Source organism: Rathayibacter sp. VKM Ac-2856 (assembly GCF_013205055.1).
Classification (GTDB): domain Bacteria; phylum Actinomycetota; class Actinomycetes; order Actinomycetales; family Microbacteriaceae; genus Rathayibacter.
In genome coordinates, this window is sequence record NZ_JABMLF010000004.1 from 396,609 (window position 1) to 415,477 (window position 18,869).

Here is an 18,869-nt window from a genome sequence, read left to right on the forward strand (position 1 = left end):
GACCTGATCGGTCAGGAGCGCCCGGGCACCGCGATCCCGTGCTCGTAGGCGAAGACGACGGCCTGGATCCGGTCGCGGACGCGCAGCTTCATCAGGATCTTCGACACGTGGGTCTTCACCGTGGCCTCGCCGACGTAGAGCTCGGCGGCGATCTCGGCGTTGGACGAGCCGCGCGCCAGGTGCACCAGCACCTCGCGCTCGCGGTCGGTCAGCTCGTCGATGCCGGGGTGGACGTCGGGACGCGCCGGCGCCGTCGCGAAGCGCTCCAGCACGCGGCGGGTGACGTCGGGTGCGAGCATCGCGTCGCCGCGCGCCACGACCTGGACGGCCTCGACGAGCTCCTCCGGCGACGCGTTCTTCAGCAGGAATCCGCTCGCTCCGGAGGACAGCGCCTCGAAGAGGTAGTCGTCGCGGTCGAAGGTGGTCAGGATGAGGACGCTGGAGCACAGCCGCGGGTCCTTGACGATCTCGCGAGTGGCGGCCAGGCCGTCCATGCCGGGCATCTGCACGTCCATGCAGATGACGTCGGGGCAGAGCTCCGAGGCCCGGTCGATCGCCTCGATCCCCGTGCGGGCCTCGCCGACGACGACGATCCCGGGCTCGGACTCGAGGATGGTGCGGAAACCGGCGCGCACGAGCTCCTGATCGTCGACGAGCAGCACTCGGACCTCGGCCGTCATGCGCGCTCCCCGCTCGCTCGCTCCCGGCGCCCCCACGACACCTCGGACGACGCTACCGGCTCCCCGGCGATCACGCGGACGCTCGTGAGGGGGACGCGGGCGCGCACGAGGTAGCCCGCGCCGCTCGGACCGACCTCGACCGTGCCGCCCACGGCCGCCGCGCGCTCGCTCATGCCGGTGTGCCCGAGTCCGCAGGACGTCGCCGCGACGGGATGCGCGCCCTCCCCGCCGTCGTCGGCGATCTCGAGCTCGACCGCGTCGTCGAGGTAGCGCAGGCGCACCTCGGCGCTCGCGCCGCGGCCCGCGTGCTTGCGCACGTTCGTGAGCGACTCCTGCGCGATCCGGTAGAGGCTGAGCCCGACGGTCGCGGGGATCTCGCGGGGCTCGCCGATCGTGCGGAACACCGCGGGGACGCCGGAGTCGGCGGCGGCGGCCACCAGCTCCTCCAGCTGCCCGGCACCGCGGGTCGAGGCGGCGTCGGTCAGCGGATCGACGGCCGAGTCCTCGGCGCGGAGGGCGATCAGGATGCGGTGCAGCTCCTCGATCGCCGAGCGCGCGTCGTTCTCGATCGCGCTGAGCGCCGTCGCCGCCCGCGCCGGATCGCGCGCGAGCACCCGCCGCGCCGCGCCCGCCTGCACGCCCATCACGCTGACGTGGTGCGCGACGACGTCGTGCAGCTCGCGGGCGATGCGCAGCCGCTCGGACGTCACCGCCTGGCGGGAGGAGCGGTCGCGCTCGTCGTCGAGCTCGGCCGTGCGCGACTCGAGCGCCTCGAGCCGGCGCGCCGACTGCCAGGACGCGTCGCCGAAGACGTAGGCGCTGCCGAAGTAGAGGAGGTTCGCGACCACGGCCAGCGCCGACTCGGCCACGTAGGGCGGGAGCAGTCCCGCGGACTCCTCGGCCGGGAGCGGGCTGCTCACCGGGGCTCCGGTGGCGAGGGTGACGAGCAGCCAGCCGAGCATGCCGACCGCGATGACCGTGCGCACGACGAGCGCCAGGCGCCGATCCCGGCACCAGGCCCCGACCGTGTAGAGCGCGAGGAAGAGGCAGATCTGGTTGAACAGCGACTCCGGCACCTGCAGGATCAGCCCGAGTGCGTAGACGGCGCTGAGCGCGACCGCCACGGACGCCGGGAAGCGCCGGCGCAGGGCGAGCGGAAGGGTCATCGTGAGCGCCCAGAGCGTGCTCACGGCGGGGTGGGCGGCGTCGGTGAAGCCCGCGGACGTGTAGAGGGCGACGGAGAGGAGGGTCGCGCCCAGGAGGACCCCGGCGGCGACGGTGTCGCGGACGTAGGCCGCGCGGGTCGGGGGTCGCCGCGTCCAGCCCGCGTCGAACGGGTCGGCAGTGACGGCGCCTGAGGGCATGCGCCCCACGCTAACCGACGACGGTCGGGCAGGCCGCCGCAAGAGACGCACGATGACGCTCCTCCCTCGGTCGTCGAGCAGCCGCACGGTGCTCGTTCCATGCTGGTCGGCGCCCATGCTGGTCGAGTAGCCGCCGGAGGCGGCGTATCGAGACCCGGTGCACGGACGGTGGATCTCGATACGCCCGCTCCGCGGGCTACTCGATCAGCATGGTGGGACCCGCTGCGCGGGGTTGCTCGATCAGCTGGCGGGACCCGCTCAGCGGACCCGCTCGATCAGCGTGGTGGGACCCGCTGCCGGGGCACCGCCACGTCAGTCGCGGCCGGTGATGCCGGCGGTCGACGCGATCACGTCGCCCATCTTCTTGCCGAGGGCCTCGTAGAACATCGACAGCGGGAACTCGTCGTCCAGCACCGCGTCGGTGAGTCCTCGCGGGGCGCCCAGGAGCACCTCGTCCGGCAGTCCGCGCGCCCAGGCGGAGGCGGGGTGCGGCGTGACCGTCGCGGCCACGAGCGCGTGCGCGGCGAGCCAGTGCGCCGTCTTCGGCCGGTCGATCGAGCGCCAGTAGAGCTCGTCGATGGCGTCCGACAGGGCGACGACGACGTCCGCGACGCTGTCCCACTCGAAGGCGAGGCGGGTGTCCGTCCAGTGCAGCACGCCGTGCTGGTGCAGCCAGGCGAAGAGCAGCTGGCCGCCGAGCCCGTCGTAGTTGCGCACGCGCGAGCCGGTCAGCGGGAAGCGGAAGAGCCGGTCGAACAGGATCGCGTACTGCACGGAGCGCGCCCGGGCGGCGAGCGCGTCCTCGTCGGCGTCCCGACGCTCCTGCCCGGCCAGGCGCCGCTCGATCGCCACCGACTCGCGGAACGCGGTCAGATCGCAGCGCAGCTCCTCGAGGGAGTAGAGGAAGAACGGCATCCGCTGCTTGATCATGAACGGATCGAACGGCAGGTCGCCGCGCATGTGCGTGCGGTCGTGGATGAGGTCCCACATCACGAAGGCCTCCTCCGCGGTGTGCTGGTCCTCGAGCATCCGCCGGGCGTCCGCCGGCAGCTCCAGCCGGGTGATCTCCGCCGCCGCCGAGACGACGCGGCGGAAGCGCGCGGCCTCGCGGTCGGCGAAGATCGCGCCCCAGGTGAAGGCGGGGACGGCGCGCATCGCGACGGTCTCGGGGAAGAGCACGGCGCTGTCCGTGTCGTAGCCCGCGGTGAAGTCGACGAAGCGGACCGGCACGAACAGCGCGTTCGAGTAGTCGCCCGCCTCGAGCTCGGCGACGAAGCGCGGCCAGACGACCTCGACCAGCACGGCCTCGACGTGGCGGTCGCGGCTGCCGTTCTGCGTGAGCATCGGGAAGACCACGAGGTGGCGCAGCCCGTCGATGCGGTCGAGCTGCGGCTGGAACGCCTGGAGCGAGTCGAGGAAGTCGGGAACGCCGAGGCCCTCCGCGCTCCAGCGCTCGAAGTCGAGGACGAGCGCCTCGAGGTAGGCCGCGTCGTGCGGGAAGGCGGGTGCGAGGGCGCGGACGGCGTCCACGAGCTGCTCGATCTCGGCGCGGGCCTCGTCGAGGCGGTCCGGATCTGCCAGCGAGCCGTCCTGCGCCTGCAGCGGCTGCAGCGCGGTCGCGGCGGCCTTGAGGCGGAGCCAGTCGCGGGAGGTCTCGATGCGGTCCTCGACGACCTCGGGTTCTCCGACGACGGTGCTCTGCACGAATTGCGACATGGTGATCCTCCTCACGCTCGTATAACCGGGTGGTGCGGACCGGATGCGGCCCGTCTCCGAGCGTATGGGCCGTGGCGCGCGCTTTTCTTGCGTGGGGCCGGAGCGAATCCGCGAGGTCGGCGATCGGCGCGCACGTCTCCGCCGGAAAGGCCCCTCTTCGCCGGATCGGCGGGGGTGACCGTCGGTGATTTCAGCCCGCGACCAGCCTTTTCGCAGGTAGGACCCCCCTTCCGGGGCTAGATTCACTGGGTTCCCGCCGTGACCCGCCCTGGGGGTCGAAGATGGTGCGGACATCACGGCCGCCCCCACCCTGCGGCCATCCGATCGACCTGCAGCTCCGAACACCCTGGCGGAGCGGCACGGACGTCGGTCCATCCTGAGAGAAAGGATCGGATCGCGTGACGGGACCCGAACCCGGAAGCGACCACAGAACAGTCAGCATCGATCAGCAGTCCGAGACCCTCCGCCTCCTGCCCTGGCCGCAGGCGGACGTCACCGCACTCCGCAGCGACCTCGCGGAGTCGGACGACGGTCTCGAGACCGAAGGCGAGTTCCTCGACCGGCACGACCGCTACCTGCGCGGTTGGGCCGAGGGGAGCGGGTTCTTCTACGCGATCGAGCTCGACGGGCACTGCGTCGGCTCCATCGGCTATTGGTACGGCCACTCGCGTGGCGTCATTGCCTACGAGACGGGCTGGAGCATCGCTCCCGCCGCCCGTGATCGGGGCGTCGTCGCACGGTCGGTGCGCCTGCTCCTCGCGGAGGCGGCGGCGTTCCCGATGCCGCGCTTCGTGCACGCGTACGTCCCCGCGGACGACGCTGAGGACAGCGCGATCTGCGTGGAGGCCGGCTTCGACCGCGTCGACGTCGTGGAGGCGGGCGACCCGCCGGCCCTCTACGCCGACTGGGCCTTCGACCTGGCGGACGTGGCCTAGCGGCGGCGCGCCCCGCTCCCGGCGCTGGCCGACCATGCTGATCGAGTAGCCCGCACAGCGGGCGTATCGAGATCCACCCTCCTGCAGAGCGCGGGGTCTCGATACGCGCTTCGCGCTACTCGACCAGCATGATCGCGCGCTGTCGCGCCCGTTCCCTGCGAGCTCCGCGACCGAATCGCGCGCCGTCGCGCCCGTTCCCTGCGTGCTCCGCGACCAGCGGGGTGCCGGGATGTTCACGCGTCTCGGCCGCGCTGGGCCCGTCCTTGCTGATCGAGTAGCCCGCGCAGCGGGCGTATCGAGATCCACCAGCGTCAGAAGTCGAGTCTGCAGAACCGGCCTGCTGAGGACGCCGGGTCTCGATACGCCCCTGCGGGGCTACTCGACCAGCATCCCGGTGCGCCGTCGCGCCCGCTGCCGCCGGTGCGGATCGCTGACGCCGCTCGCGTCGGAGGCTGTGGGTCGCCGGCCGCGGGCGCAGCACCGAGAGGAACTCTTCGGGCCGCAGGCGGGCGGCTCGATCTCGGTCGGCCCTGGCTTTTCGCGCTCTACGACGACTGGGTATCGACGCGGCTGACTCGCTCCAGCTAGTGCGCGGCGTCGATCGGATGCGACGTTGTACGTCCAGCGAGGTGTGTCGAGGATATCTCGAATAGTGTCGCCGTGCGGGCCGAGGATCGTCCCCTCCGCTCGTCCTGGCTCCGAGATCCCTTCGGGCCTGGCCGAGAGGGCGGAGAGGACCAGCCTCATGAACACGAAGATCAAGCGATCCGCACTACGAGTCCTGGTGACCGCCGGTGCGGTCGCCGCCTTGGTCGGAGCAGGCGCGATCAGTGCCAGCGCCACGACGGATCACCCGGAGGGCGGTACGTGGGAGTACGGCATCCGCGAGTACTCGAGCACCCCGTACCTCTACTCCGAGTACCTGCACGATTCGAAAGAACACAAAGCGAGCACTATCAAGCACGATGGCTCGCTGAAGACCTCCGGCTGGATCAAGAGGGGCGAATGGGCGAAGGCTCCCGAGCAGGCTTCGAACTACAACACCAGAACCAACCACTGGTATTACGACGTCCGATAGCAACCGATGTGTCGATATCGCGCGGCGATGGTCGCGCCCGTCCTAGTCGCTCTGACGGCTCTGCTCGGGGGATGCGCACAGTCGAGCCCCGATGCTCCGGCTGCCGCCGTCAACGGACCGGCGTTCGCCGGCCCCTGGGCGGCGGAGTTCCGCTCGCACTTCGACGACGCTGTGTCGGACTTCGAGCGTGGCGTTCTCGCTGACGGCGAGATCACCGACCAGGAGTACTCGGAGATGACCGACCGCTTCTCGGGCTGCCTCGAGGCCGCGGGGTACGACTTCTCCGGTTTCGGACGCGACGGCTCCTACTCCGCCACGCCACTCTCGCCCGTCGACCCCGACACGACTCGGCAGGTCACCGACGACTGCGGAGTCGAGTCGGGCGAGCGGACCATCGGCGCTCTCTATACGTGGATCAACCGGAATCCGGAGAACGTGGACGAGGCGTCGATCATGGTCGACTGCCTGCATCGGACGGGGCTGGTCGGCGCCGACTACACGGCGGAGGACTGGACGCGCGAGAACGCGGTGTCGTCGCTGCCCGCGTCGGTCCCCGCCGACCGCAAGGGCGAGTACGAGGAGTGCTCCGACGATCCGCTGGGGCTCATCGATGGCTGAGCCGGTCCGGGCATGAGGCCGTCGCGGGCCGCTCGCCTCTCGCTCGGCGTCGTCGTCGCGGTGCTGCTCGCGGCGGGCGGCGCGGGGACCGCCCTGCTGCTGGTGACGCCGACGGTGCCCGCGAGCCTGGCGGAGTCGTCCGGTCCGGAGACGGTTCCCGTCCCGTTCGAGGAGTTCGTCGATCCTCGTCAGGTCGAGGTCGGGTTCGAGCGCGCGCCGGACGTGTCCCTCGTCTCCGCGGTGGCGGGACTGCTGACCGCCTCCTCCTGCCGGGCGGGCGGATCGTTCTCGTCGGGCTCGTCGGCCCTCGCCGTCGACGGCGCGCCGGTGCTGTCCCTCGCGACGGCGACGCCGCTCTGGCGCGACCTCGTGAAGGGCGACACCGGTTCCGACGTGCGCGCGCTGCAGGAGGAGCTGATCCGCCTCGGCGCACCGCTGGTCGCCGACGGGATCCTCGGCGACGGCTCGATCCGCGCCCTCGAGCACCTGCTCGAGGAGGCGTCGGGGGAGGAGGAGCGGCTCACGTCGATCCCGCGGTCGCGGCTGCTCTGGATCCCCGCACCGACGGTCACCACGGCGTCCTGCGGGCTCTCGGTCGGCGGCCCGGTCGAGCCGGGGAGCACCGTGGCCGTCGTCTCCGGCGGGATCGCGGCGCTGCGTCTCGGGTCCGTGCCGACGGACGCGCTGCCGGGTGAGCGGCGGCTTCTCGTGGACGACGCGGTGCTGGCGCTCTCCCCGGAGGGCGCGGTCACCGCTGAGGCGGATCTGCGATCGTTCGCGGCCACGGTGTCCGCCCGGTCGGCGCTCGCCACGGAGGGGACGACGAGCGTCCGCGCCACCTCCGAGCTCGCGGCTCCCGTCCGGGTCGGCGTCGTCCCGCCGTCCGCGCTCGTCGCGCTCGAGGGCGTGCACGGCTGCGTCCTGGCCGACGGCTCCCCGGCTCGCGTCGAGGTCGTCTCCTCCGAGCTCGGCCGGACGGCGGTCGTCTTCCCCGACGGTGAAGAGCCGGCCTCGGTCGCGGTCCTGCCCGAGGCGCGGAGCTGCGGGTGAGGGTGCACGGGCTCGGGCACCGGTTCGACGGCGGCTCCTGGCTCTTCCGCGGGGTCGACGCGGACTTCCGGGTCGGCGAGACCCGCGCCGTCGTCGGCCCGTCGGGATCCGGCAAGAGCACGCTGCTCGCGCTGCTCGCGGGCTGGGTGCAGCCGGCCGAGGGCGGCGTCGAGCGGGGCGCTCGCGAGCGGATCGGCTGGGTGTTCCAGAATCCGCACGGCGTCGCCCGGCGGTCGGCGCTCGATCACGTCGCCCTGCCGTTCCTGGCCGGCGGGGTCTCCGGCGCCGAGGCCGATCGGTCGGCGGCCGCCCTCCTCGACCGGTTCGAGCTCGGGCACGCGGCCGACCGCGCTTTCCGCGAGCTCTCGGGAGGCGAGGCCCAGCGGCTGATGCTGGCACGGGCCCTCGCGGCGCGCCCCACCCTCCTCCTCATCGACGAGCCGACGGCCCAGCTCGACCAGCGGACGGCGCAGACCGTGAACCGGGCGATCGCCGAGGCCGCGACGCCGGACTGCGCCATCGTCGTCGCGACGCATGATCACGGCACCCGCGACTCCTGCACGGCGTCGCTCGACCTCGCCCTCCACTCCTTCGGAGGCGGCGAGTGAGGCTGTCGACCCTGGTTCGGGAGGCCTGGCGCAACGTCTCGACCGGCGCCTCGCGGGCGCTGCTGCTCTGCGCGTGCGTCCTCCTCGTCGCCCTGCCGATCCAGATCGCCGACCTCGCGGTGACGCGGCAGCACGTGCGGGAGGCGGAGGCGTACCAGCGGGCAGGCGCCTCCGTGCAGACCCTCGCGGCGCCCGGCCGGATCGACGGGGAGGCCTGCGCGGCGCTCGCCGACTCGGCGACGGTGCGGGCGGCGGGAGCGATCCGCACCGCGGCCGCCGATCTCGTCGCGGCCGCGCTGCCCCGCTCGCCGATCCCGCTCTTCGAGGTCACCGCCGGCGTCCCCGGGATCCTCCGCTCAGCGGCGAGGCCCGGGACCGGCGTGGTCCTCGGCCCTGAGGCCTCGGACGCCCTCGGGCGCGGCGGCGACCTCGCGCTCGCCGACGGCGGCTCCGTCGTGATCCGCGGCGACTACGACTACCCGGACGACGGGCGCCGACGCGGCTTCGGCTACGCGGCCCTGGCGGGCGCCCCGGCCGGCGAGCGGCCCTTCGACGAGTGCTGGATCGACGCCTGGCCGCAGAGCGAGGGCGTCCGCGCCCTCCTCCTCACCACCGTGCTGCTCGGCGAGACCGCCCCGGACGAGCCGCCGCCCGCGCTCGCACCGCTGAACGCACGTCTCGGCACGGCCTTCGACGGCGGTGCCCGCAACGCCGAGCGGATCACCGTGGCCGCAGTGCCGCTCGGGGGCCTGCTCGCGCTCGCGGCGTGCTGGGCGGCGACGGCCCTGCGCCGCGTGGAGCTCGCCTCGGCCCTGCACTCGCGGATCCACCGCGTCGAGCTGCTGGCGATCCTGCTGCTGGAGTCGCTCGGGTGGCTGATCCCGATCGTCGCGGCGGGCCTCGCCGTGGCCCTGTTCTTCTCGAGCACGGGCCCGCCCCTCGACGCGGGCGCGACCCTCGTCCAGGGCCTCCGCGCGCCGGCCGTCGCCCTGCTGGGCGCGGTGACGGGCGTCCTCCTCGGCGTGCTGACGACGCGCGAGAGGCACCTGTTCCGCTACTTCAAGAACCGCTGACGGCGCCCCTGGGCCCCTCACGCTGATCGAGCAGCCCGTGGAGCGGGTGCACCGAGATCCACCGTTCTGCAGGCGTGGGGTCTCGATACGCGCTGCGCGCTACTCGACCAGCATGAACTCCCGAACCTCCGAGCAGGTGTCCCGCGCTGGCCGATCATGCTGATCGAGCAGCGGGCGGAGCGGGCGTGCCGAGGTCGATGGGTCTCGATACGCCCCTGCGGGGCTGTTCGACCAGCATGAAGGCGCGCCGTAGCGCCCGGTCCCGCCGAGGATCGCCGTCGTCGCCCCACACGTCGGCTCGCACAACGTCAGCTGAGAGCACAGGGCGTCCCCTGTCGGAGGAGGGACCCCCTTCTCAGCTGACGTTGCGCGCGGCTCCGGCCGCAGAACATCAGCCGGCACGACTTCTCATCGCTGATGGGCGATGAGGACGACTCCTGACTGATGATCTGCACGCGCGCCGGGGTCGAGCCGGCGGAGCTCGTCGCCGACGGGCTGCTGACGGGCCCGGATCAGAGGCCGTGGGCCGCCAGCCAGGGCCGCAGCACGGCGAGGAACTCCTCGGGGTGCTCGGCGCTGGGCAGGTGCGCGGCGTCCTCGAAGACGTGGGCCTCGGCGCCCGGAACCGTCGCCGCGAGGTACTCGTGCACCGGGAACGACTCGGAGACGTCGTGCGCGCCGACCGTGACGAGCGTCGGCACGGCGATGTCGACGACGCGGTCGTACGCCGGCGGCTCGATCGCGATCGGCCGGGGCTTCTCCGCCTCGTGGCCGGAGCGTCCGCGGGCGAGCTCGCGCACCGTCTCGACGAAGGCGGGATCGAGCGAGGCGGGGTCGCGGTCGGGGCCGACCGCCCACAGCTCCGCCTCCATCCGCGCGACGCGCTCGTGGTCGCCGCTGGTCAGCACCGCGTCGATTTCGTCGAAGCGGCGGTCCTCCTCCTCCGTCAGGTCGGGGTAGGGGAAGCCGCCGACGCCGGGGGCGATCAGCACCAGGCCGGCGACGCGGTCCGGGTGCTCGAGGGTCAGGTCGAGCACGAGCGAGCCGCCGCGCGAGCAGCCGATCACCGTCGCGCGCTCGACGCCGAGGTGCTCGAGCACGTCGAGCGCGTCCTTCCTCGGATCGAACTCGACGTCGTCCGTCCTGGTCCCACCGAAGCCGCGGGTGTCGTACCGGATCACGAGGTGGTCCTCCGCGAGCGCCGGGACGAGCGGATCCCACATCCGCAGATCGGTGATGCCCGCGTGCACGAGCAGGAGGGCGGGAGCGGAGGCGTGGCCGTCCGCCTCCCAGTGCAGGGTCGCTCCGAGGACCTCGAGATGCGGCATGCGCCCACCGTAGGCCCGGCCCCGCGGCGGAGCAACGATCAGCGCCTCCTAGGCTGGAGGCGGTGCGCCGACCCGCGCCGAGGATCCAGCCCGCGAGCCGCCAGGCTCCGCCGACGAGACGGAGGACGCCGTGGAGGGAGTGCTCACCGGCTTCGCGATCATCGGGACCGTCATCGCGGTCGGCTACCTGATCGCCCGCTTCGGGCTGGTCCCGCCCGAGGGCCGCGCCGTCCTGACCCGCATCGCATTCTTCGTCACCACGCCGGCGCTCCTCTTCACCGTGCTCGCCCGCGCCGACGTGACCGTGCTGTTCTCCTCGTTCCTCCTGGTCTCCCTCACCTCGGTGGCGATCGTGGCGGTGCTCTACCTGCTCGCGTCGCGGCTGTTCTTCCGCCGGCCCGTGCCGGAGACGGTGATCGGCACCGCCTCCTCCTCCTACGTGAACGCCAACAACATCGGCCTGCCGGTCGCGATCTACGTGCTCGGCGACCCGCAGTGGGTCGCGCCGACCCTGCTCCTGCAGCTGCTCCTGCTCGCGCCGACCATCCTCACGGTGCTCGACATCACGACGAGCGGGCGCGCCTCGGTCGGGAGCATCCTCACCCAGCCGCTGCGGAACCCGATGATCATCGCCTCGGCGCTCGGCCTCGTCGTCTCGGTCACCGGGGTGCAGCTGCCGGCGCCGCTGCTCGAGCCCTTCTCGATCATCGGCAACGCGTCGATCCCGCTGGTGCTGATGGCGTTCGGCATGTCGCTGCGCGGCCAGCGCCCGCTCGAGCCGGGGCCCGGTCGGATCGAGGTCGCCGTCGCCTCGCTGCTGAAGACCCTGGTGATGCCCGCGACCGCCTACCTGCTCGGCCGCTTCGCCTTCGCGCTCGACGCCGAGCACCTCTTCGCGGTGACGGTGACGGCCGCGCTGCCGACCGCGCAGAACATCTTCAACTTCGCCTCGCGCTACGACCGCGGGGTCGCCGTGGCGCGCGACACGGCCCTCGTGACCACCGTCACGGCGGTGCCCGTGCTCATCGCCGTGTCCCTCCTCCTGGGTTGATCGCGCGGGCGGGCGGCCCCCGCGGCCGGGCGGGCGTCGCTTAGGCTCTCTCGAATGAGCACCACGACGACCGCCTCTCGCCGCGCCTCCGGCTCCCCTCGCCGCAGCAGACGGGGCCTCTGGATCACCTTGACCGTCCTGCTGGTCCTCGTGATCGGCGCGGTCGTCGCCGTCCTCCTCGCGGTCCAGACCTACGACAAGGCCATGACGGTGCGCGCGAGGCTCACCTCGGCCATCCCGCTGGTCTCGCAGGTCGCCGACCAGCTCACCGGCTTCGACACCGCCGGCGCGGAGTCGACGGCCGGCCAGATCGCGACCCTCACCGGTGAGGCGCGCGACGAGACCGACGACCCGGTGTGGCGGGTCATGGAGATCGTGCCGTTCCTCGGCCCGAACCTCTCGGCCGTGCGCGCCGCGACCGAGATCGCGGACGACGTCTCGGGCAAGATCGTCACCCCGCTCTCCTCCACCTCGCTCGACGTGCTCAAGCCTGTCGACGGCCGGGTCGACATCGCGGCGATCACCGCGCTCTCCGACAAGATCACCGTCGCCAAGGGCGTCGTGGACGAGGCGCAGGCGCGCGTCGAGGGGATCGACCGGGGCGCGCTCGTGCCGCAGGTCGCCTCCGCGCTCGACGCCTTCGCGCCGCAGCTCGCGACGGCGACCAGCGCGATGGACCAGGTGCAGCCGATCACGGCGATCCTCCCGGACGCCCTGGGCGCGAGCGGCCCGCGCAGCTACCTCGTCCTCTTCCAGAACCTCGCCGAGGCGCAGGCCCTGGGCGGCGGCGCCTCCTCGGTGATGCAGCTGAACGTCGACGGCGGAGCGATCTCGGTCGGCACCCAGCAGTCGAGCCAGGACTTCCGCGGTCTGCAGTCGGTCACGGTCGACCAGAGCGCGCTCGACACCTTCGGCGGCAACCTCGCGACCACGTTCAACGTGTCGACCAGCCGCCCCGACTTCCCCACCGCCGCATCGATCGCGACGCAGTTCTGGGCGCAGAAGTTCCCCGAGCAGAAGATCGACGGCGTGCTCGCGATCGACCCGATGGCGCTGCAGTACCTGCTCGCCTCGACCGGCCCGGTGACGCTCACCGACGGCACCGAGCTCACCAGCGAGAACACCGTCTCGACGCTCCTCAACAAGGTCTACTTCCGCTACCCGGACGCGACGGTCGGCGCGGCGACGGACGCGTTCTTCTCCGAGGCCAGCGCCACCATCCTCGGCAAGATCCTCGGCGGCGACATGGAGCCCTCGAAGATGCTCCCCGCGATCGTGAAGGCGGTCGGCGAGAGCCGGATCCTCGCCTACAGCACCGACGCGGACGAGCAGACGCTGCTCGCGCCGACGCCGATCGCGGGCGTGCTGCCGACGGACAACGACGACACCTCGACCACCGGCGTCTTCTTCCAGGACGCGTCGGTCGGCTCGAAGATGGACTACTACCTCGACACCGCGGTCACCCAGTCGAGCACGAACCGCTGCGCCGCCGGCGGCACGAGCTTCTCCACCCAGGTCACGCTGACCAACACCATCAGCGAGAAGGTGGCGCGCACGCTGCCCAAGTACGTGGCGGCCAACGGCGGGAACCGCTTCCCGCTCGGCGACTTCGTCACCAACGTCTACGTCTACGGCCCTCCCGGCACGACGACCTCGCAGGCGCAGGCCTCGTGGTCCGACCCGCTCGGCGACGCGGCCCGGGTGCTCGAGCCGACCGACGACCTCGGCCGTCCGGTGGCGCGCGTCGCGGTGCAGCTCGCTCCCGGCGAGTCGACCACGGTGACCGTCGGCTTCACCGCCGCCGACCCCGCCGCGACCTTCGGCGAGCAGGCCGTCCGGGTCACGCCGATGATCAACAAGACCGAGGTGACGCTGAACGACGACCCGACCTGCGCCGGCTGACGCCGAGCCCCGGCCCGCGGCTCAGGCCAGCGCGGAGCCGGGGATCGAGCTGGTGACGAGCCAGGACGCGAGGAACGCGGTGCCGACGCAGAGCGCGAAGGCGACGATCGGGATCCAGAACACCCGGCGGCCGACGAGGTAGCGGATGACCGTCACGCCCACGGCGATCAGCGTCAGGATCGGCGGGCCGAGCAGGGCGATCGAGACGCCCCAGTCGATCCGGTCGTAGTCGCAGGCGATGTTCTGACCCTCGCACTGCGCGGGGAAGACGGCCAGGACCGCGGCGAGGTAGCCGAGCACGACGCAGAGCGCCCCGAGCGCGAGGCAGCCGAGGATCGAGAGCACGAGGTCCCAGCGGCGGCGCAGCGGCTTCCCGGCCGCGAAGGTCTCGCGGACCGAGCGGTACGCCTCGGTGCGGAACTCGTCGTGCGCGCGCGCGACGGCGGGACGGCTCGCGGCGGCGCGCTGGGCGGTGGAGGGGCGCGGCTGCTCGGAGCGGGCGCGCTTCTTCTTCGAGGAGGCCACGGTCAGAAGATCATCGGGCGGTCGTCGTCGAGCGAGGTGTCGAGGTCGAGGTCGACGACCACCGGGACGTGGTCGCTCGGGGCGTCGCCCTTGCGCTCGTTCCGGTGGATCGAGGCACCGGTCACGAGGTCGCCGAAGGCCCGCGAGCCGAGCACGAAGTCGATCCGCAGCCCCTCGTTGCGCGGGAAGCGCAGCTGCTTGTAGTCCCAGTACGTGTAGCCCTCGGGCACGAGCGGGCGCACCACGTCGTGCAGGCCGGCGGCGGTGAACGCCTCGAAGGCCGCGCGCTCCTCGGGGGAGACGTGGGTGGAGCCGGGGCCGAGCGTCGGGTCGCCGACGTCGCTGTCCAGCGGAGCGACGTTCCAGTCGCCCACCAGCGCGAGCGGCAGCTCGGGCTCGGCGGCGAGCCAGGCGCGGGTGCTCGCCTCGAGGGCCGCGAACCACTCGAGCTTGTAGTGCCAGTGCGGGTCGCCGACCGCGCGGCCGTTGGGCACGTAGAGGCTCCAGACGCGCACGCCGTCGACCGTGGCGCCGATCGCGCGGGCCTCGAGCGGGAAGGAGCCTTCGGCCGAGGCCTCCTTGGCGAAGCCGGGCATCCCGGGGAAGCCGACCTGGACGTCCTCCATCGGCAGGCGGGATGCGATGCCGACGCCGTTCCACTGGCTGAGGCCGACCATCTCGACGTGGTAGCCCGCCTCGGCGAACGCCTCGTGCGGGAACTGCTCGGGCTTGCACTTGAGCTCCTGCATGGCCAGCACGTCGACGTCCTCGCGCACGAGCCAGTCGACGACGCGGCCGGTGCGGGCCCGGATGGAGTTGACGTTCCAGGTGGCGATGCGCATTCCGGAAGTCTAGGAGCCGCCGCCGACACGACTCCTGCGCGCGGCCGCCGGCGGCCGGGCCGCCCGCGCATCGGCGGCGGGCCGGCTTCTCCTCCTGACGACCGATTGCGGAAGCGGTGTCGGTGGTCGATGGTTGTCTTGCGCCGTCCCCGAAGCGGCCGCTCCTCCGCTCCGCCCGGCCCGGGCCCCGAAGCCCCGGCCGGCCCGTGCCGGCCGATCCTCCGCCGGTCTCTCCCGAGCCCGTCGGGCCCGGCCTCCCTCCGCTCTCTCCACCCCAGTGCTCCCCAGCCCCGCCCCGCCCCGACCGGAGGACCCATGATCCTGCTCCGTCTCGCGTCCTCGTACGCGAAGCCCTACTCCCGGTCGATCGCGGCGGTCGTGGTGCTCCAGCTGATCGCGACGCTGGCGGCGCTCTACCTGCCGAGCCTCAACGCCGAGATCATCGACCAGGGCATCGGCCGGGGCGACACCGACTTCATCTGGGCCACCGGCATGACGATGCTCACGGTCTGCCTCGTCCAGGTCGCCGCGGCCATCGGCGGCGTCTACTTCGGCGCGCGCACCGCGATGGCCGTCGGCCGCGACCTGCGCCGCGACGTCTACCGCCGGGTCGACTCGCTGAGCGGGCTCGAGGTCGGCCGCTTCGGCACCGCCACCCTGATCACCCGCGGCACGAACGACGTGCAGCAGGTGCAGATGCTCGTGCTGATGACGCTCAACTTCATGGTGTCGACGCCGATCATGTGCGTCGGCGGGATCGTCTTCGCCCTGCGCGAGGACGTCGGCCTCTCCTGGCTGGTCTGGGTCTCGGTACCCGTGCTGTTCCTCGTCGTCGGCGTGCTGGTCTTCCTCCTGCTGCCGCTGTTCCGCCTCATGCAGGACCGCATCGACGGGATCAACGGCGTGCTGCGCGAGCAGATCACCGGCATCCGCGTGGTCCGCGCCTTCGTCCGGGAGCCCTTCGAGTCGGAGCGCTACCGCCGCTCGAACGAGGCGATCACCGAGGTGTCGATCAAGGTCGGCAACATCTTCGTGCTGATGTTCCCCGCGATCATGATGATCCTGCACCTCGCCACGGCCGCCGTGCTGTGGTTCGGCGGGCAGCGGGTCGACGCGGGTCAGATGCAGATCGGCTCGCTGACCGCGTTCCTCCAGTACCTGCTGCAGATCCTCACCGCCGTGATGATGGGCGTCTTCATGGTGATGATGATCCCGCGCGCGGTGGTCTGCTCCGAGCGGATCCAGGAGGTCCTCGACACGCGCACCAGCCTGACCACGCCGACCGGCGGGGTCGAGGCGCCCACCGCCGGCCGCGTCGAGTTCTCGGGCGTGGTCTTCGGCTACCCCGGTGCCGAGCGGCCCGTGCTCTCGCAGCTCGACCTCGTCGCCGAGCCGGGCCGGACGACGGCGATCGTCGGCTCGACCGGCGCGGGCAAGACCACGCTGCTCGGCCTCGTTCCGCGGCTGTTCGACCCGCAGGAGGGCTCGGTCTCGATCGACGGCGTCCCCGTCTCCTCGCTCGACCGCGCCCAGCTGGCGAAGGTCGTCGGCCTCGTGCCGCAGCGGCCGTACCTCTTCTCGGGCACCATCGCCTCCAACCTCCGCTTCGGCCGCCCGGACGCGACCGACGCCGAGCTGTGGGAGGCGCTGCGCATCGCCCAGGGCGAGGACTTCGTCCGCGCGAAGGAGCGCGGCCTCGACGAGCCGGTCTCGCAGGGCGGCACGAACGTCTCCGGCGGTCAGCGGCAGCGGCTCTGCATCGCCCGGGCGCTCGTCGCGAAGCCCCGCGTCTACCTGTTCGACGACTCGTTCTCGGCGCTCGACGTCGCGACCGACGCCCGCCTGCGCGAGTCGCTGGCCGAGGCGACCACCGACGCGACCGTGATCATCGTCGCGCAGCGCGTGTCCACCATCCGGAACGCCGACCAGATCGTCGTGCTCGACGCGGGCCGCATCGTCGGCCGCGGAACGCACGACGAGCTCCTCGAGACGAACGCGACCTACCGCGAGATCGTCGAATCCCAGCTGAGCGTGGAAGGGGTGGCCTGAGATGGCGCGCACACGCGACACCGCGGCCGAGAAGCCTCCGGTCGACGAGTCCCTCGAGCCCGCGTTCGAGCCCGGGGAGGGCGACGGCGGGATGTTCGGCGACGGCCCGCCCGCGCGGAAGGCCCAGAACTTCTGGCCCTCGGCGAAGCGGCTCTTCAGCCTGCTCGGCCCCGAGCGCGCGCGGATGATCCTCGTGGTCGCCCTCGTCTCGGCGTCGGTCGTGCTCACCGTCATCGCGCCGAAGATCCTCGGCCAGGCGATGGACACCATCTTCAACGGGGTGATCGGCGCGCAGCTGCCCGCCGGCGTCCCGCTCGAGCAGATCATCGAGCAGCAGCGCGCCTCGGGGAACGACACCTTCGCCGACATGCTCTCGAAGACCGCGATCGTGCCCGGCGAGGGCATCGACTTCACGGTCCTCGGGCGCCTCATCATCGTCGTGCTGCTGATGTACATCGTCGCGTCCGTGCTGATGTGGGCCCAGGGCTACATCCTCAACGGCCTGGTGATGCGGGTCGTCTTCGGGCTGCGGCAGGACATCGAGGCGAAGATCAACCGCCTCCCGCTGCGCTACTTCGATACCCGGCAGCGCGGCGACGTCATGTCGCGCGTGACGAACGACGTCGACAACATCCAGACGGCGCTGCAGCAGGCGTTCTCGCAGCTCGTGCAGTCGGTGCTCACCATCATCGGCATCGCCGTGATGATGTTCATCGTCTCGTGGCAGCTGGCGCTGATCGCCCTCGTCTCGATCCCGCTGTCCGTCGTGATCGCGGGCGTCATCGGCGCCCGCTCGCAGAAGCTCTTCGCCGCGCAGTGGAAGAACACCGGCGCGCTGAACGGCCACATCGAGGAGACCTTCTCCGGGCTCGAGATCGTCCGCACCTTCGGGCGCGACCGCGAGATGCTCGAGGAGTTCGACCGCCGGAACGACGCGCTCTACTCCGCCTCGTTCGGCGCGCAGTTCGTCTCCGGCATGATCATGCCCGCGATGACCTTCGTGTCCTACCTGTCCTACGTGCTGATCGCCGTCGTCGGCGGCCTGCGGGTCGCCTCCGGCCAGCTCACCCTGGGCGATGCGACCGCGTTCATCCAGTACTCGCGCGAGTTCACGCAGCCGGTCACCCAGCTGGCGAGCATGGCGAACATGCTGCAGTCGGGCGTCGCCTCGGCCGAGCGCACCTTCGAGCTGCTCGACGCCGAGGAGCAGGAGCCCGAGACCGCGGTCGAATCGCTGCCCGAGCGCACGGACGGCCACGTCGAGTTCCAGGACGTCTCCTTCTCCTACGACCCGGAGCAGCCGCTGATCGAGGGCCTGACCTTCTCGGCCCAGCCCGGTCAGACGGTGGCCATCGTCGGGCCGACCGGCGCCGGCAAGACCACGCTGGTCAACCTGGTCATGCGCTTCTACGAGCTCACCGGCGGACGGATCCTGCTCGACGGCGTCGACATCACCCGGATCGGCCGCGGCGACCTCCGCTCGCGCGTGGGCATGGTGCTCCAGGACGCCTGGCTCTTCCAGGGCACGATCCGCGAGAACATCCGCTACGGACGCCTCGACGCCACCGACGAGGAGATCGCCGACGCCGCCCGGGCGACGATGGTCGACCGCTTCGTGCAGCAGCTCCCCGACGGCTACGACACGGTGCTCGACGCCGACGGCGGCAGCGTCTCGGCCGGAGAGCGCCAGCTGATCACGATCGCCCGCGCGTTCCTGGCCAACCCGTCGCTGCTGATCCTCGACGAGGCGACCTCCTCGGTCGACACCCGCACCGAGCTGCTCGTGCAGCACGCGATGGCGGCGCTGCGCACCGACCGCACGTCGTTCGTGATCGCGCACCGCCTCTCCACCATCCGCGACGCCGACACCATCCTGGTGATGGAGGCGGGCCGGATCGTCGAGCAGGGCGCCCACGAGGCGCTGCTGCAGCGGCGCGGCGTCTACTACGACCTCTACATGACGCAGTTCCGCGGCGGAGCGGAGGAGGGCCGGGGCGAGAAGACGGGCGCGACGCGCGCGGGCGGGGCCGAGTCCGCGCCGTAGGCGTGC

Annotated in this window: 16 protein-coding genes; 10 read left to right on the forward strand and 6 right to left on the reverse strand. The window is 72.1% G+C overall.

Annotated features, from left to right (window positions below):
- Positions 1–11: 11 nt before the first annotated feature.
- The 3 genes from HQQ82_RS14785 to HQQ82_RS14795 form a co-directional block, all read right to left on the reverse strand.
- Positions 12–680: a response regulator transcription factor gene (locus HQQ82_RS14785; RefSeq protein WP_173234508.1), complete on the reverse strand. Its 669-nt coding sequence runs from the start codon at positions 678–680 to the stop codon at positions 12–14.
- Positions 677–2,044, reverse strand: a complete 1,368-nt coding sequence (locus HQQ82_RS14790) for a sensor histidine kinase (protein ID WP_173234510.1) — start codon at positions 2,042–2,044, stop codon at positions 677–679. The genes HQQ82_RS14785 and HQQ82_RS14790 overlap by 4 nt, the downstream gene beginning before the upstream one ends.
- 312 nt (positions 2,045–2,356) lie before the next feature.
- A complete protein-coding gene (locus HQQ82_RS14795; RefSeq protein WP_173234512.1) occupies positions 2,357–3,760 on the reverse strand; it encodes a DUF6421 family protein in 1,404 nt (467 codons plus the stop codon).
- 398 nt (positions 3,761–4,158) lie between these two features.
- On the opposite strand from HQQ82_RS14795, the gene HQQ82_RS14800 reads away from it, so the two are divergent.
- The 6 genes from HQQ82_RS14800 (at position 4,159) to HQQ82_RS14825 (ending at position 9,122) form a co-directional block, all read left to right on the forward strand.
- Positions 4,159–4,695 (forward strand): GNAT family N-acetyltransferase, encoded by a 537-nt coding sequence (locus HQQ82_RS14800; protein ID WP_173234514.1) that lies wholly within the window; start codon positions 4,159–4,161, stop codon positions 4,693–4,695.
- Between the two features lie 745 nt (positions 4,696–5,440).
- On the forward strand, positions 5,441–5,773 hold the full coding sequence (locus HQQ82_RS14805; RefSeq protein ID WP_173234516.1) for a lactococcin 972 family bacteriocin: 333 nt from the start codon (positions 5,441–5,443) through the stop codon (positions 5,771–5,773).
- Positions 5,774–5,800: 27 nt separating this feature from the next.
- Positions 5,801–6,391, forward strand: coding sequence for a hypothetical protein (locus HQQ82_RS14810; RefSeq protein WP_173234518.1), 591 nt, complete (start codon positions 5,801–5,803; stop codon positions 6,389–6,391).
- Positions 6,392–6,403: 12 nt separating this feature from the next.
- Positions 6,404–7,441, forward strand: coding sequence for a peptidoglycan-binding protein (locus tag HQQ82_RS14815; RefSeq protein ID WP_173234520.1), 1,038 nt, complete (start codon positions 6,404–6,406; stop codon positions 7,439–7,441).
- Positions 7,438–8,049 carry an ABC transporter ATP-binding protein gene (locus HQQ82_RS14820; RefSeq protein ID WP_367947947.1) on the forward strand — a complete coding sequence of 204 codons (612 nt, stop codon included), beginning with the start codon at positions 7,438–7,440 and terminating at the stop codon, positions 8,047–8,049. Before HQQ82_RS14815 ends, HQQ82_RS14820 begins: the two co-directional genes overlap by 4 nt.
- Complete coding sequence (locus HQQ82_RS14825) at positions 8,046–9,122, forward strand: hypothetical protein (RefSeq protein ID WP_173234522.1); 1,077 nt, start codon at positions 8,046–8,048, stop codon at positions 9,120–9,122. Before HQQ82_RS14820 ends, HQQ82_RS14825 begins: the two co-directional genes overlap by 4 nt.
- A 512-nt stretch (positions 9,123–9,634) precedes the next feature.
- Here the strand turns inward: HQQ82_RS14825 and HQQ82_RS14830 are convergent.
- On the reverse strand, positions 9,635–10,450 hold the full coding sequence (locus HQQ82_RS14830) for an alpha/beta fold hydrolase (protein WP_173234524.1): 816 nt from the start codon (positions 10,448–10,450) through the stop codon (positions 9,635–9,637).
- Between the two features lie 130 nt (positions 10,451–10,580).
- On the opposite strand from HQQ82_RS14830, the gene HQQ82_RS14835 reads away from it, so the two are divergent.
- Together HQQ82_RS14835 and HQQ82_RS14840 are read left to right on the forward strand one after the other, a co-directional pair.
- A complete protein-coding gene (locus HQQ82_RS14835; protein ID WP_173234526.1) occupies positions 10,581–11,501 on the forward strand; it encodes an AEC family transporter in 921 nt (306 codons plus the stop codon).
- 54 nt (positions 11,502–11,555) lie between these two features.
- Positions 11,556–13,403 (forward strand): DUF4012 domain-containing protein, encoded by a 1,848-nt coding sequence (locus HQQ82_RS14840; protein ID WP_173234528.1) that lies wholly within the window; start codon positions 11,556–11,558, stop codon positions 13,401–13,403.
- A 21-nt stretch (positions 13,404–13,424) separates the two neighbouring features.
- Here the strand turns inward: HQQ82_RS14840 and HQQ82_RS14845 are convergent, their stop codons facing one another.
- Together HQQ82_RS14845 and HQQ82_RS14850 are read right to left on the reverse strand one after the other, a co-directional pair.
- Positions 13,425–13,928, reverse strand: a complete 504-nt coding sequence (locus HQQ82_RS14845; protein WP_173234530.1) for a hypothetical protein — start codon at positions 13,926–13,928, stop codon at positions 13,425–13,427.
- 2 nt (positions 13,929–13,930) lie between these two features.
- Entirely contained in the window at positions 13,931–14,770 is an 840-nt protein-coding gene (locus tag HQQ82_RS14850; protein WP_173234532.1) for an exodeoxyribonuclease III, read from the reverse strand.
- Between the two features lie 315 nt (positions 14,771–15,085).
- On the opposite strand from HQQ82_RS14850, the gene HQQ82_RS14855 reads away from it, so the two are divergent.
- Both HQQ82_RS14855 and HQQ82_RS14860 read left to right on the forward strand, forming a co-directional pair.
- A complete protein-coding gene (locus HQQ82_RS14855; protein ID WP_173234534.1) occupies positions 15,086–16,819 on the forward strand; it encodes an ABC transporter ATP-binding protein in 1,734 nt (577 codons plus the stop codon).
- Between the two features lie 91 nt (positions 16,820–16,910).
- Entirely contained in the window at positions 16,911–18,863 is a 1,953-nt protein-coding gene (locus tag HQQ82_RS14860; RefSeq protein ID WP_173234709.1) for an ABC transporter ATP-binding protein, read from the forward strand.
- The last annotated feature ends 6 nt before the right edge of the window (positions 18,864–18,869 follow it).